12 protein-coding genes and 1 pseudogene are annotated in these 14,066 nt (G+C 67.4%); 12 read left to right on the top strand and 1 reads right to left on the bottom strand.

Annotated elements, in window-relative coordinates; genetic code table 11:
* Positions 1-284: 284 nt before the first annotated feature.
* Positions 285-1,604 (bottom strand): UDP-N-acetylmuramoyl-tripeptide--D-alanyl-D-alanine ligase, encoded by a 1,320-nt coding sequence (locus tag L1892_RS09725; RefSeq protein WP_235723388.1) that lies wholly within the window; start codon positions 1,602-1,604, stop codon positions 285-287.
* 95 nt (positions 1,605-1,699) lie between these two features.
* Here L1892_RS09725 and L1892_RS09720 point away from each other — a divergent pair, with 95 nt between their 5' ends.
* From L1892_RS09720 to nuoK, 12 genes and pseudogenes are all read left to right on the top strand, one after another.
* A complete protein-coding gene (locus tag L1892_RS09720; protein ID WP_235723387.1) occupies positions 1,700-2,779 on the top strand; it encodes a D-alanine--D-alanine ligase family protein in 1,080 nt (359 codons plus the stop codon).
* Between the two features lie 230 nt (positions 2,780-3,009).
* Positions 3,010-3,432, top strand: a complete 423-nt coding sequence (locus L1892_RS09715; protein ID WP_268900174.1) for a DNA-binding transcriptional response regulator — start codon at positions 3,010-3,012, stop codon at positions 3,430-3,432.
* Positions 3,433-3,508: 76 nt separating this feature from the next.
* The gene (locus L1892_RS09710) at positions 3,509-3,934 is read left to right on the top strand and encodes an NADH-quinone oxidoreductase subunit A (protein WP_235723386.1); all 426 of its coding nucleotides are present in this window, start codon (positions 3,509-3,511) and stop codon (positions 3,932-3,934) included.
* 70 nt (positions 3,935-4,004) lie between these two features.
* Positions 4,005-4,559, top strand: a complete 555-nt coding sequence (locus tag L1892_RS09705) for a NuoB/complex I 20 kDa subunit family protein (protein WP_235723385.1) — start codon at positions 4,005-4,007, stop codon at positions 4,557-4,559.
* A 32-nt stretch (positions 4,560-4,591) separates the two neighbouring features.
* The gene (locus tag L1892_RS09700; RefSeq protein ID WP_235723430.1) at positions 4,592-5,284 is read left to right on the top strand and encodes an NADH-quinone oxidoreductase subunit C; all 693 of its coding nucleotides are present in this window, start codon (positions 4,592-4,594) and stop codon (positions 5,282-5,284) included.
* A complete protein-coding gene (gene nuoD / locus L1892_RS09695) occupies positions 5,284-6,636 on the top strand; it encodes an NADH dehydrogenase (quinone) subunit D (protein ID WP_235723384.1) in 1,353 nt (450 codons plus the stop codon). The genes L1892_RS09700 and nuoD overlap by 1 nt, the downstream gene beginning before the upstream one ends.
* A pseudogene (gene nuoF / locus L1892_RS09685) lies at positions 6,633-8,686 on the top strand (NADH-quinone oxidoreductase subunit NuoF). The gene nuoD and the pseudogene nuoF overlap by 4 nt, the downstream one beginning before the upstream one ends.
* The gene (locus L1892_RS09680; protein ID WP_235723381.1) at positions 8,683-11,085 is read left to right on the top strand and encodes an NADH-quinone oxidoreductase subunit G; all 2,403 of its coding nucleotides are present in this window, start codon (positions 8,683-8,685) and stop codon (positions 11,083-11,085) included. Before nuoF ends, L1892_RS09680 begins: the two are co-directional and overlap by 4 nt.
* Positions 11,082-12,380: an NADH-quinone oxidoreductase subunit NuoH gene (gene nuoH, locus L1892_RS09675; RefSeq protein WP_235723380.1), complete on the top strand. Its 1,299-nt coding sequence runs from the start codon at positions 11,082-11,084 to the stop codon at positions 12,378-12,380. The genes L1892_RS09680 and nuoH overlap by 4 nt, the downstream gene beginning before the upstream one ends.
* Complete coding sequence (nuoI, locus tag L1892_RS09670; protein WP_235723379.1) at positions 12,373-12,909, top strand: NADH-quinone oxidoreductase subunit NuoI; 537 nt, start codon at positions 12,373-12,375, stop codon at positions 12,907-12,909. Before nuoH ends, nuoI begins: the two co-directional genes overlap by 8 nt.
* 20 nt (positions 12,910-12,929) lie before the next feature.
* A complete protein-coding gene (locus tag L1892_RS09665) occupies positions 12,930-13,760 on the top strand; it encodes an NADH-quinone oxidoreductase subunit J (RefSeq protein ID WP_235723429.1) in 831 nt (276 codons plus the stop codon).
* Positions 13,757-14,056, top strand: coding sequence for an NADH-quinone oxidoreductase subunit NuoK (gene nuoK, locus L1892_RS09660; RefSeq protein WP_235723378.1), 300 nt, complete (start codon positions 13,757-13,759; stop codon positions 14,054-14,056). Before L1892_RS09665 ends, nuoK begins: the two co-directional genes overlap by 4 nt.
* Positions 14,057-14,066: the final 10 nt, after the last annotated feature.

Below are 14,066 nucleotides of genomic sequence, written 5' to 3'. Positions count from 1 at the left end.
ACCCCTCGGCGATCGAGGAGGGCACACACCTCCGCGAGCCGCCTCACGCTGGTGATCGAGGAGGGCACACACCTCCGCGAGCCGCCTCACGCTGGTGATCGAGGAGGGCACACACCTCCGCGAGCCGCCCCATGCTGGTGATCGAGGAGGGCACACACCTCCGCGAGCCGCCCCATGCTGGTGATCGAGGAGGGCACACACCTCCGCGAGCCGCCTCACGCTGGTGATTGAGTAGGCCGAGCCCCTGGGCGAGGCCGTATCGAAATCACCCGACCGCGGCTTCCTCAGCCCAGCAACGCCTGCGCGACCCGCTCGAGCGCCGCGGCACGGCTGGCCTTCACCAGCACCGCGTCCCCGGCCTCGAGGTCGGCGAGGGCGGCGACGGCACTGTCGATGTCGGGGACGTGGCGGGCGGACTCACCGTAATCGGGGGCGTCGACGGCGATCACCTCGACGCCGAGGTCACGCGCCTGCTCGGCGACCGACAAATGCGCTGCCGCCGAACCGGCACCGAGCTCCCCCATCGTGCCGAGCACGGCCACCCGGCGCCCGGCATCGAGCACAGCCAGCGACCGCAGGGCCGCGGCCATCGAGGTGGGGTTGGCGTTGTAGGCATCGTTGAGCACCAGCACCCCGGCGGCCGAGGTGACGAGGTCCATGCGGAGTCCGGACAGACTCGCACCGCGCAGGCCGTCGGCCATCCGATCCACCGGCACACCGAGCCAGCCGGCGGCGGCGACCGCGGCCAGCGCATTGGGCACCTGATGCTCGCCACGAGCACCGAGTGCGATGTCGGCATCACCCCACGGGGTGTGCAGCCGGAAGGACGCGCGCAGCTCGTCGTCGAGGACCACGTCCGAGGCGCGGACATCGGCTGTCGAACCGAGTCCGAAGGTCAGCACGCCCGCGTCGGTGCGCTCGGCCATGGCGGCCACCCGCTCGTCGTCGGCGTTGAGGACAGCGAGGCCATCGACCGGCAACGCCTCGACGAGCTCACCTTTGGCGCGCGCGACCGCATCGATGTCGCCGAACAGTTCCAGGTGCACACCCTCGACGCGGGTGACAACCCCGACGGTGGGCCGCGCGATCGAACACAGCAGGTCGATGTGGCCGATGCCGCGGGCGCCCATCTCGACCACGACAGCCTCGGTGTCGGCCGGGGCGTTGGCCAGGGTCAGCGGCAGCCCGAGCTCGTTGTTGAACGATTTCTCGCTCGCGGTGGCACGGAACGTGGTGGCCAGCGCCCCGGCCAGCAGATCCTTGGTGGAGGTCTTGCCGACCGACCCGGTCACCCCGACGACCCGGTCGGGCAGGCGATCGCGGGCCGCAGCACCGAGATCGGCCAACGCCGCGGCGGTGTCGGTGACGGTGATCGCCGGCAATGAGACGTGCGGCAGGCTGCCCTCGGAGCTCAGGTACGCCGCGGCACCCGCCGACTGCGCCGACGACACGAACTCGTGCCCGTCTCGGGCGGCCACGATCGGCACGAACAGCTGCCCGGCCTGCACGCTCCGGGAGTCGATGCCGACCCCGGAGATCTCCACGTCATCGCCGACCAGCCGCCCATTGACCGCAGCCGCGATCTCGCTCGCCCTGAATTGCACACCGCAACGCTACAAGGCTCGCCGCCGACCGCCACATACCCGAGGAGGACAAACCCAGACGACTCGCACGACATCGTCGACGTATGGTGTGGGCCATGGCCTCACCCCTGCTGCGTCTGGTCGTCCTTTATGGCGGCGTGTCCGCCGAACACGACGTCTCCTGTGTGACCGCCGCCCACGTCTTGGCCGCCGCCGACCGCAGCAAGTACGACCTGGTGCCGATCGGCATCACCAAATCGGGGACGTGGCTGCGCAACGACAAGGCGATAGCGGCACTCGCCGAGGGCAGCGACCTACCCGAACGACTCGAACCGGCCGGTACCGAGGTGGAGCCCCTCGCTGCGATCCGCGGCGAGGGCACCGATCAGGCGATCACCGTGGTACTCCCGCTGCTGCACGGACCGCACGGCGAGGACGGCACCATCCAGGGCATGTTGGAGCTGTTCAAGGTCCCTTACGTGGGTGCGGGCGTGCTCTCGTCGGCGCTGTGCATGGACAAGGCGATGGCCAAGATCGTCGCCGAGCAGGCCGGAATCCCACAGTGCCGCTGGGTCGAGTTCCGCGACGGGATCGACGACCCGAACGAGATCGTCACCCGCGCGGTGGCCGAGCTCGGGCTGCCGGTGTTCGTCAAACCCGCCAACCTCGGCTCGTCGGTGGGCATCACCAAGGCCCACGACGCGGCCGAACTCGACAAGGCCGTCGACCTCGCGCTGCGCTACGACGATGTGGTGATCATCGAGGAGGCGGTCACCGCCCGCGAGGTGGAGGTGGCGGTTCTCGGCAACGCCGCCCCGGAGGCGTCGGCGCCCGGAGAGATCGTGCCGGGCAGTGAGTTCTACGACTACGAGGACAAGTACGTCACAGGTGCCGCGCAGCTGGTGATCCCCGCCGACCTGCCCGACGACGTCACCCGCGAGGTCCGTGAACTGGCGGCCAAGGCGTTCACCGCCTTGCGCTGCGCGGGGATGGCACGTGTCGACTTCTTCTATGAGGCCGAGGGCCGCGGCTGGCTCCTCAACGAGGTCAACACCATCCCGGGCTTCACGCCGGCTTCGATGTATCCGAAGCTGTGGGAGGCCACCGGTATCAGCTACCCCGACCTCATCGATCAGCTCGTCGCGCTCGCGCTGGACAGCCATCGGCGCCGGGTCGGGTTCTCCACCGAGCACTGATGGCTGGGTGCGCGGGACGGGCCGGGGGTTCGATACGACCCGAGCTTGGGCTTGGCCGTGGCAATGACTGAAATCAGGAGCGATCGGCCCGACCGGTGGCCGATCGCAGTTTGCGGCCCCCGCCCGCCGCAGCAACCGCACCCCGTCGCGGCGATTCTGCGCCCCCCGGGCCGAGGCGGGGCGGTAATGTGCTCGACGTGACAGACCCCGGCCGCGACGAGAACCACTCGCTGCGCCGTCCGGATGGCGATCCCGCGGTGGTGCTGCGGGTTCTGGTGTATTCGGACCATTCCGACACCCGCGCGGCGGTCCTCGGTGCGCTCGGCGGCAACCCCGATCCCGCGCTCCCCGAGCTCAGCTTCGTGGAGGTGGCCACCGCCCCGATGGTGTTCGCGCAGCTCGATGCCGGCGCGATCGACGTCGCCATCCTCGACGGTGAGGCCGCGCCCGCCGGCGGCATGGGCATCGCCAAACAGATGCGTGACGAGATCGACCCGTGTCCGCCGATCCTGCTGTTGCTCGGTCGCGCCGATGACCGCTGGCTGGCCGACTGGTCGCGGGCCGACGCCACGGCGACCCTCCCGGTGGACCCGATCGCGTTGTCCACCACCCTCGTCGACCTGCTCCGAAACGCCGAACTCCAGAAACCCTGACAAGGGCGGCTCCCCCGCTAGTAGGCTTTGTGTCACAGCTCACATGTGACTCCGACTGTGGGGAGGCCGTCACGATATGAACGCCTACGTCCCGATCATGGTCCTCGGGGCAATTGCTGTGGCGTTTGCGGTCTTTTCAGTTGGCGTTGCGATGTTGATCGGACCGAAACGGTACAACCGCGCCAAACTCGAGCCCTACGAGTGCGGCATCGAACCGCACACCGAATCACACGCTCTGACGCCCGCCGGCGACGACTCGACCGGCGGCGTGCTCACCGCATCACGGATCACCGAGAGGGCCGTCCAACGTATCCCGGTGAAGTACTACCTCACCGCGATGCTGTTCATCATCTTCGACATCGAGATCGTCTTCCTCTATCCGTGGGCGGTCGCCTTCGACCTCCTCGGCTGGTTCGGTCTCGCGGCCATGGCGCTGTTCATCGTCAACGTTTCGGTGGCCTACGCCTACGAATGGCGACGCGGAGGGCTCGCCTGGGAATGACCACGATCTCGGTGCACGCCCGACGCCGGGCGGTACCGGGAACGTCGCTACACGTGAGGAGGTGTCGCCGATGGGACTCGAGGAGAAACTGCCGAGCGGGTTCCTGTTGAGCACCGTCGAGGATCTGGCCGGGTTCATGCGCAAGGGTTCCCTGTGGCCGGCCACCTTCGGCCTGGCCTGTTGCGCCATCGAGATGATGGCCACCACATCGGGTCGCTACGATCTCGCCCGTTTCGGGATGGAGGCGTTCCGGGCCTCGCCCCGACAAGCCGACCTGATGATCGTCGCCGGTCGGGTCAGCCAGAAGATGGCACCGGTGTTGCGGCAGATCTACGACCAGATGACCGAGCCCAAATGGGTACTGGCGATGGGTGTTTGCGCTTCGTCGGGCGGCATGTTCAACAACTACGCGATCGTGCAGGGTGTCGACCACGTAGTGCCCGTGGACATCTACCTTCCCGGCTGCCCCCCGCGGCCGGAAATGCTGCTGCACGCCATCCTGAAGCTGCACGAACAGATCCAGCAGATGCCGCTCGGCGTCAACCGCGAACAAGCCATCTGGGCTGCCGAACAGGCAGCGCTGCAGGCGAAACCGACGATCGAGATGAAGGGCCTGCTGCGATGACCGAACCCCGGGCGCCCAAGGCGGCGGGCGACATGAGCCGCGCGGAGCAGACCGGCCCGGAACAGATCGGCATCCGCAAGGGCTTGTTCGGGGTGCACGGCAGCGGCGACACCTCCGGCTATGGCGGACTCGTCCAAGCCGTCACCCTGCCCGGCAGTTCCACCCGCCCGTACGGCGGGTATTTCGACGAGATTGCCGACGAACTGGCCGCAGGTCTGGCCGAGATGTCCGCGCGTGCGCCCGGCTACGACGAGGCCGTCGAGAAGGTGGTGATCTTCCGCGATGAAATGACCGTCCACGTGCGCAGACAACACCTGCGACCGGTGGCGCTGACGCTGCGTGACCGCGACGCGCTGCGGTTCGAACTGTGCCTGGGTGTCAACGGTGTCCACTACCCCGATGATCACGACCGGGAACTGCACGCGGTGTATCCGCTGGCGTCGATCACCCACAATCGTCGAGTGCGCCTCGAGGTCGCCGCCCCCGACTCGGATCCGCACATTCCCACGCTCACCGACATCTACCCGACCAACGACTGGCACGAGCGCGAGACCTACGACTTCTTCGGCATCGTCTTCGACGGCCACCGTTCGCTGACCCGTATCGAGATGCCCGACGACTGGCAGGGCCATCCCCAGCGCAAGGATTACCCGCTCGGTGGAGTTCCGGTGGAGTACAAGGGGACCCGTATCGCACCCCCTGATCAGCGGAGGTCCTACAACTGATGACCACCACCGATGACAACACGCCCAACTCCCATCCCGACGACGTGCGTGCCACCCAGACCTACACGGTCTCCGGTCAGGACTGGGACGAGATCGTCACCGCCGTCCGCGAACGGGCCGAAGCCCAGCCCGGCGACGAACGCATCGTGGTCAACATGGGTCCACAGCATCCCTCCACCCACGGAGTGCTGCGGCTGATCCTGGAGATCGAGGGCGAAACCGTCACCGAGGCCCGGTGCGGAATCGGCTACCTACACACCGGCATCGAGAAAAATCTCGAGTACCGAACCTGGATGCAGGGGGTCACCTTCGTGACCCGGATGGACTACCTGTCGCCGTTCTTCAACGAGACCGCCTACTGCCTGGGTGTGGAACGCCTGCTGGGCATCACCGACGACGTCCCAGAACGTGCCAGCGTCATCCGGGTATTGCTGATGGAACTCAACCGGATCTCCTCGCACCTCGTCGCACTGGCCACCGGCGGAATGGAACTCGGCGCGGTCACCGCGATGTTCCTCGGTTTCCGGGAACGCGAGATGATCCTCGACATCTTCGAATACATCACCGGCTTGCGGATGAACCACGCCTACATCCGGCCGGGCGGCGTCTCCCAGGATCTGCCCGAAGACGCGGCGGACAAGGTAGGCGAGTTGCTCGATATCCTGCCGGCTCGACTCGGTGAACTCGAGGACCTACTCAACGAGAATTACATCTGGAAGGCCCGCACCCAGGGCGTCGGCTATCTCGACCTCACCGGGTGTATGGCGCTCGGGATCACCGGCCCGGTCCTGCGGTCGACCGGCCTGCCACACGACCTGCGCAAGTCCCAACCCTATTGCGGCTACGAGAACTACGAGTTCGACGTGATCACCGACACCACCTGCGACTCGTATGGCCGGTACCTGATCCGGGTCAAGGAGATGCAGGAATCCGTGCGGATCGCACGGCAATGCCTCGACCGTCTGCAACCCGGCCCGGTGATGGTCGCCGACCGCAAGATCGCCTGGCCGGCCGACCTGGCATTGGGGCCCGACGGACTCGGTAACTCGCCCGAGCACATCGCGAAGATCATGGGCACATCCATGGAAGCGTTGATCCACCACTTCAAACTGGTGACCGAAGGCATGCGGGTGCCGGCCGGACAGTGCTACGTGCCCGTCGAATCGCCCCGGGGCGAACTGGGCGTGCACATGGTCTCCGATGGGGGCACACGCCCTTACCGGGTGCACTACCGCGATCCGTCGTTCACGAATCTGCAAGCGGTGGCGGCGATGTGCGAGGGCGGCATGGTGGCCGACGTGATCACCGCGGTCGCCAGTATCGATCCGGTGATGGGAGGGGTAGACCGATGAGTGACCCGGTGTTCGTGGATCTGACCGCGCCGACCGAGCAGGGAGAGCATCCCGGCCAGGGTGCGGTGGTCCTGCCGCCGCAACCGCATCCGACTATCCGCTTCGACGGCCCCGACCACTACGCCGACGAGGTGCGCACCCGGCTGGCGGCCGACGCCGCCGGCATCATCGAACGGTATCCACAGCCACGTTCGGCGTTGTTGCCCCTGCTGCATCTGGTGCAATCCCAGGACGCGCAGATCACTCGTGCCGGCGTGGAGTTCTGTGCCGCACAACTGGGGCTCACCGCCGCCGAGGTCGCCGCGGTTGCCACCTTCTACTCGATGTACCGCCGGTCGGCCACCGGCGAGTACCTCGTCGGGGTGTGCACCAACACGCTCTGCGCGGTGATGGGCGGCGACGAGATCCTGGCCGCGCTGCGCGACCACCTGGGTATCTCGCCCGGGGACACCACTGCCGACGGACGCATCACCCTCGAACACGTCGAATGCAACGCGGCCTGTGACTTCGCGCCGGTGGTGATGGTCAACTGGGAGTTCTTCGACAACCAGACCCCTGCGGGCAGTGTGGAACTCGTCGAGGATCTGCGGGCAGGTGTCGCGGTCACCCCCACGCGATCCACCGGCAGTGTGTGCAGTTTCCGACGGACCGCTCGGCTGCTCGCCGGGTTACCCGAAGACGGGGGTGACGCATGACCGCGCTGTCGACCGGCACCGACCCTGCCGAAACTCCTGTCCTGAGCCGCTATTGGGACGAACCCGAATCCTGGACACTCCGAAGCTACGAGTCCCACAACGGGTATGCGGCGTTGCGTAGCGCGCTGCAACAGGAGCCGGACGACCTCATCGACACCATCAAGGCTTCCGGGCTGCGGGGACGCGGTGGTGCCGGATTCCCGGTAGGCATGAAGTGGTCGTTCATCCCGCAGACCGATCCGGCCGATTCCGACTCCCCCGATCCGCGCCCTCACTATCTCGTGGTCAACGCCGACGAATCCGAACCGGGAACCTGCAAGGACATCCCGCTGATGCTGGCGTCACCGCACTCGCTCATCGAGGGTGCGATCATCGCCGCCTACGCGATCCGCGCCGCGCACGCCTTCATCTACCTTCGCGGCGAAGTGGCCTCGGTGCTGCGCCGACTCCGCTCAGCGGTCGAGGAGGCCTACACCGCAGGCTATCTCGGCTTCGACATCCTCGGATCAGGCTTCGACCTGGAATTGGTGGTGCATGCCGGCGCCGGCGCCTACATCTGCGGTGAGGAGACCGCACTGCTGGACTCGCTGGAAGGCCGGCGCGGCCAACCACGGTTGCGGCCACCGTTTCCCGCGGTCGCAGGTCTCTATGCCAGTCCGACGGTGGTCAACAACGTCGAATCGATAGCCAGTGTGCCGCCGATCATCCGCAACGGTGTCGACTGGTTCCGCTCGATGGGCACCGAGAAGTCGCCTGGATTCACGCTGTACTCGCTGTCGGGGCATGTGGCCCGCCCCGGCCAGTACGAGGCGCCGCTGGGTATCACATTGCGTGAGCTGCTCGAGCGCGCCGGTGGGGTGCGCGCCGGTCACGAGCTGAAATTCTGGACACCCGGGGGATCGTCGACGCCGATCCTCACCGCCGAGCATCTCGATGTCCCCCTCGACTACGAGGGGGTGGGCGCGGCCGGTTCGATGCTGGGCACCAAAGCGCTGCAGATCTTCGACGAGACGACGTGTGTGGTCCGCGCCGTGCTGCGCTGGACCGAGTTCTATGCCCACGAGTCGTGCGGCAAATGCACCCCGTGCCGGGAGGGCACCTATTGGCTCGTGCAGTTGCTGGCACGGATCGAGGCCGGCGCGGGTACTGCCGCCGATCTCGACACCATCACCGATGTCACCAACAGCATCGTGGGAAAGTCGTTCTGCGCGCTCGGCGATGGCGCGGGCAGTCCCATCGTGTCGTCGTTAGAGCATTTCCGCGACGAGTACCTCGCCCACTTCGAGGGCGGCTGCCCGTTCGATCCGCACCGATCAACGCTCTACGCCGACTCCGAGTCCGGAGGTGACCGATGACCGCCGTCGACGAACCCACCACCGAACAACGACCCGATCTGGTGACGGTCACCATCGACGGCGCCGAGATCGTGGTACCGAAAGGAACTCTGGTGATCCGGGCCGCCGAGCTCATCGGCACCCAGATCCCGCGATTCTGCGATCACCCGCTGCTCGACCCGGTCGGCGCCTGCCGGCAGTGTCTCGTGGAGGTGGAGGGCCAGCGCAAACCGCTGGCCTCGTGCACCACTGTGGTCACCGACGGCATGGTGGTGCACACCCAGCGCAGTTCCGAGGTCGCGGAGAAGGCTCAGCGCGGCGTCATGGAGCTGCTGCTCATCAACCATCCACTCGACTGTCCGGTGTGCGACAAGGGCGGTGAGTGTCCGCTACAGAACCAGGCGATGTCCTCGGGACGGGGCGACTCCCGGTTCACCGGCACCAAGCGGACCTTCACCAAACCGGTCCCGTTGTCCTCGCAGGTCCTGCTCGACCGGGAACGATGCGTCCTGTGTGCACGTTGCACACGGTTCTCCGACCAGGTCGCCGGCGACCCGCTGATCGACCTCGCCGATCGCGGTGCGTTGCAGCAGGTGTCGATCTACCAGGACGAACCGTTCGAGTCGTACTTCTCCGGCAACACGGTGCAGATCTGTCCGGTCGGTGCCCTCACCGGTGCCGCATACCGATTCCGTGCGCGGCCCTTCGACCTGGTGTCGACACCCGGGGTCTGCGAACACTGCGCCAGCGGCTGCGCGCAACGTACCGATCACCGACGCGGCACGGTGTTACGTCGCCTGGCCGGCGACGATCCCGAGGTCAACCAGGAATGGAACTGCGACAAGGGACGCTGGGCGTTCGCCTACCCGAACGCCGACGACCGGATCACCGCGCCAATGATCCGCGGCGCCGACGGTGAGCTCCGAGGCGCGTCGTGGGCCCACGCGCTGCGCCACGCCGCCCAGATGCTGTCGGCGGCACGCGGCCGCACCGGAGTGCTGGCCGGGGGCCGGCTCACCGCCGAGGACGCCTACGCCTACGCCCGATTCGCCCGGGTCGCCCTGGACACCAACGACATCGATTTCCGTGCGCGAGTGCACAGCGGCGAGGAGGCCGACTTCCTCGCCGCACAGGTCGTGGCCCGACCCGACGACATCACCTACCGCGACCTCGATACGGCACCGGCCGTGCTGCTGGTGGCCTTCGAGCCGGAGGAGGAGTCACCCATGGTCTTCCTCCGCCTCCGGCGCGCCGTGCGCACCCGCAACCAACGGGTCACCGCGATCGCCGCCCTGCCCAGTGCCGGCGTCCGCAAGCTCGCGGGCCACCTGCTACCCACCGTGCCGGGAGATGAAGCTGCGGTACTGGATTCCGCTGCCGCCATCGACGCGGTCGCCGCGCCGGGATCGGTCATCGTCGTCGGCGAGCGGTTGGCCGGGACACCCGGAGGGCTGAGCGCCGCGGTGCGCCTGGCCGAACGGACCGGGGCACGGCTGGCATGGATCCCGCGTCGAGCCGGTGAACGCGGCGCACTGGAGGTGGGTACCGCACCCAACCTGCTCCCGGGTGGCCGGCCCGTCGCCGATCTGTCCGCGCGCACCGAGATCGCGATGGCCTGGCAGGTCGCCGATCTGCCGAGCACGCCCGGCCGCGACACCGCTGCCATCGTCGCGGCGGTGGCCCGGCGGGAACTGTCGGCATTGCTGGTGGGCGGGGTGGAGCTCGCCGACCTCCCCGACCCGGCCGCAGCCATCGCCGCCGTGGCCGACGCCGATGTCGTGGTGAGCCTGGAGATCCGACGCAGCGCCGTCACCGACCGCGCCGATGTGGTGCTGCCGGTTGCGGCGGCACCGGAGAAGTCGGGAATGTACCTCGACTGGGAGGGCCGCGCCCGCCCGTTCGGCACGGCCCTGCCGGAGGTCGGAACGTTGCCCGACCATCGGGTCCTCGACGCTCTCGCACATCAGATGGGCGTCGACATCCGGTGCGCAGACACCGCGACGATCCGTGCCGACCTCGAACGACTCGGGCCCTGGCGCGGACTGCGACCACCGTCGCCCGACGTCGCCGTGCCGCCGCATCGGCCGACGGTCGAGACCGGCCGGGCCGTGCTCGCCACGTGGCGCATGCTCCTCGATGACGGGCGCCTCCAGGACGGTGAGCCGCATCTCGCCGGGACGGCCCGCACCCCCGTCGTCCGCATGTCGGCGGCCACCGCAGCGGGAATCGGTGCCGCCGACGACTCGCCCGTCGAGGTCAGTACCACCTGCGCCGCGATCGTGTTGCCGTTGCAGATCACCGAGATGGTCGACGGTGTGGTCTGGGTGCCGATGAACTCACCGGGCGCGTCGGTGACCGCGGACCTGCGAGCGCAGGCCGGTGACGTCGTCACCATCGCGACGGTCGAGGAGGTGTCATGACCTTCCCCACGCTCGCCGACTTCGGTCAGGACCCGTGGTGGCTCATCGGGCTCAAGGCGCTGGCGGTATTCGCGTTCCTCGTGGCGAATCCGCTCGCCGCGATCCTCATCGAGCGGAAGATCATGGCGCGCATGCAGACCCGGATCGGACCCAACCGGGTGGGGCCCCGTGGACTGTTGCAGAGTCTGGCCGACGGTGTGAAGCTCGCCCTCAAGGAGGGCATCATCCCCAGCGGCGTGGACAAGCCGATCTACCTCGCCGCTCCGATCATCGCGGTGGTCCCAGCAGTGATGGCGTTCGCGGTCATCCCCTTCGGCCCCATGGTCTCGGTGTTCGGGCATCAGACCCCGCTGCAACTCACCGACCTCCCGGTCGGTGTCCTCTACGTGCTCGCGATCACCTCGGTCGGGGTGTACGGCATCGTGCTGGCCGGATGGTCCTCGGGGTCGACCTATCCGCTGCTCGGCGGGCTGCGCTCCACCGCTCAGGTGATCTCTTACGAGATCGCCATGGGCCTCACGTTCGCGGCGGTGTTCCTCGACGCCGCCACCATGTCGACCTCAGGCATCGTGGCAGCGCAGGAACACCACTGGTATGTGCTGCTGTTGCTGCCGTCCTTCGTCATCTACGCGGTGTCGATGGTCGGTGAAACCAACCGCGCACCTTTCGATCTCCCGGAGGCCGAGGGCGAACTCGTCGGTGGTTTCCACACCGAGTACAGCTCGCTGAAGTTCGCGATGTTCATGCTCGCCGAGTACATCAACATGGTCACCGTCTCGGCGCTGGCCACCACACTGTTCCTCGGCGGCTGGCAGGCCCCGTGGCCGCTGAGCGCGTTCGACTGGGCGAACTCCGGTTGGTGGCCGATCCTGTGGTTCACCCTCAAGGTCTGGGTGTTCCTGTTCGTGTTCATCTGGCTGCGCACCAGCCTCCCGCGGCTGCGCTACGACCAGTTCATGAATCTGGGCTGGAAAGTCCTCATCCCGATCTCGCTGACCTGGGTGATGGTGGTGGCCGTGATCCGGGCGGCGATCGGCACCTCCGACGACGACGACCTCGCGCGGTCGCTGGTCTCCGCGGCGGCGGGGCTCGTGGTGACCGCGCTGCTGTTGTACGCGGTGTGGCGGTTGATGCGACTGCCGAAGGAAGCCGAAGAGGACGAGAAAGCCGCACAACCGCCCGCATTCGATCCGATGGCCGGCGGGTTCCCGGTGCCCCCGTTGCCCGGTCAGGTCCTCTCGGCGCGTCCGATGTCCCCGCCGCCCGATCCCCGCAAGGAGACGACCGATGCCTGATTTCATGAAGCCGATGAGCGGACTGGGCGTGACGTTCTCGTCGATGTTCTCGCCCACCATCACCGAGCAGTACCCCGAGCAGAAAACACCCACCGCACCTCGCTATCACGGCCGCCACCAACTCAATCGGCATCCCGACGGACTGGAGAAGTGCATCGGGTGCGAACTGTGCGCCTGGGCGTGTCCGGCCGATGCGATCTACGTCGAGGGTGCCGACAACACCGACGAGGAGCGGTATTCGCCGGGCGAACGCTACGGCCGGGTGTACCAGATCAACTACCTGCGGTGCATCGGTTGCGGTCTGTGCATCGAGGCCTGCCCCACCCGGGCGTTGACAATGACCAACGACTACGAACTCGCCGACGACAACCGCGCCGACCTCATCTACGAGAAGGACCGGTTGCTGGCACCGCTGCCGCCCGGGGTCGAGGCGCCGCCACACGAGATGGCCCCGGACTCCACCGAGGAGAACTACTACCGCGGTGAGGTGTCGAAGGAGGGGCGCCTGGTGGGGAGGGCGGACTCGTGACCACCACGCTCCTCGCGGAGCTGACCCGCACGTCGACATCGGTCCCGCTCGCTTCGCTCCCGACGACCAGCACGGGTGAGGCCGTGCAGTTCTGGGTGCTGGGGGCGGTCGCACTGATCGGTGCTCTCGGCGTCGTGTTCGCCACCAAGGCCGTGTATTCGGCGATCTTCCTGGCGACGACGATGATCATCCTGGCGATCTTCTATGTCGCGCAGGGTGCGCTGTTCCTGGGTGTGGTGCAGGTGGTGGTCTACACCGGCGCGGTGATGATGCTGTTCCTGTTCGTGCTGATGCTGATCGGTGTCGACTCGTCGGACTCCCTGGTGGAGACGCTGCGCGGGCAACGCGTTGCCGCAATCCTGATCGGACTCGGATTCGGCGTGCTGCTCATCGCCGGGATCGCCAACGCGTCGCTCGCCGTGTTCGTCGGCGCGCCGGTGGCCGGCGCGCCCGGTGCACCGGCCACCGCGGACGACGGCAACGTCGAAGCGATCGCCGAACTCATCTTCGTGCAGTATCTTTGGGCGTTCGAACTCACCGGCGCCCTGCTCATCGCGGCCACGCTGGGCGCCATGGTCCTCGCCCATCGGGAACGGTTCGGTCCGCGACGCACCCAGCGGGAGCTGTCAGTACAACGATTCCGGGACGGCATCGACATGACGCCGCTGCCCAGTCCCGGCGTGTACGCGCGGCACAATGCCGTCGACGTGCCCGCGCTGCTCCCGGACGGCACCCCGTCGGATCTGTCGGTGAACGCCACGCTGCGTCCCCGATCTGCGGTCGCGCCGAGTCACGAATCCCCCAGCATCCGTAGACAACTCGCCGAAGGACGCGGGAAGGACCACGGATGAATCCAGAGAACTACCTCTACCTCGCGGCGTTGCTGTTCGCTATCGGCGCAGCCGGGGTGCTGCTGCGGCGCAACGCGATCGTGGTCTTCATGTGTATCGAGCTGATGCTCAATGCAGCCAACCTCGCATTCGTGACGTTCGCCCGGATGCACGGCTCGTTCGACGGTCAGGTGATCGCGTTCTTCGTGATGGTGGTCGCCGCAGCCGAGGTGGTGGTGGGTTTGGCCATCATCATGACCATTTTCCGCGCCCGCAGGTCGGCCTCGGTCGACGACACCGACCTGCTGAAGCGATAGTGAGGTGCCG

Source organism: Gordonia tangerina (assembly GCF_021556435.1).
In the GTDB taxonomy this organism is placed as follows: domain Bacteria; phylum Actinomycetota; class Actinomycetes; order Mycobacteriales; family Mycobacteriaceae; genus Gordonia; species Gordonia tangerina.
This window is presented reverse-complemented; position numbering and strand designations above follow the sequence as displayed.

Bases quoted from the DNA above. Each gene is read 5' to 3' on its own strand.
- nuoD (WP_235723384.1), top strand. From the start codon at position 5,284: ATGACCACCACCGATGACAACACGCCCAACTCCCATCCCGACGACGTG.
- nuoI (WP_235723379.1), top strand. From the start codon at position 12,373: ATGCCTGATTTCATGAAGCCGATGAGCGGACTGGGCGTGACGTTCTCG.
- L1892_RS09700 (WP_235723430.1), top strand. From the start codon at position 4,592: ATGAGCCGCGCGGAGCAGACCGGCCCGGAACAGATCGGCATCCGCAAG.
- L1892_RS09720 (WP_235723387.1), top strand. From the start codon at position 1,700: ATGGCCTCACCCCTGCTGCGTCTGGTCGTCCTTTATGGCGGCGTGTCC.
- L1892_RS09705 (WP_235723385.1), top strand. From the start codon at position 4,005: ATGGGACTCGAGGAGAAACTGCCGAGCGGGTTCCTGTTGAGCACCGTC.
- nuoH (WP_235723380.1), top strand. From the start codon at position 11,082: ATGACCTTCCCCACGCTCGCCGACTTCGGTCAGGACCCGTGGTGGCTC.
- L1892_RS09710 (WP_235723386.1), top strand. From the start codon at position 3,509: ATGAACGCCTACGTCCCGATCATGGTCCTCGGGGCAATTGCTGTGGCG.
- L1892_RS09680 (WP_235723381.1), top strand. From the start codon at position 8,683: ATGACCGCCGTCGACGAACCCACCACCGAACAACGACCCGATCTGGTG.
- nuoK (WP_235723378.1), top strand. From the start codon at position 13,757: ATGAATCCAGAGAACTACCTCTACCTCGCGGCGTTGCTGTTCGCTATC.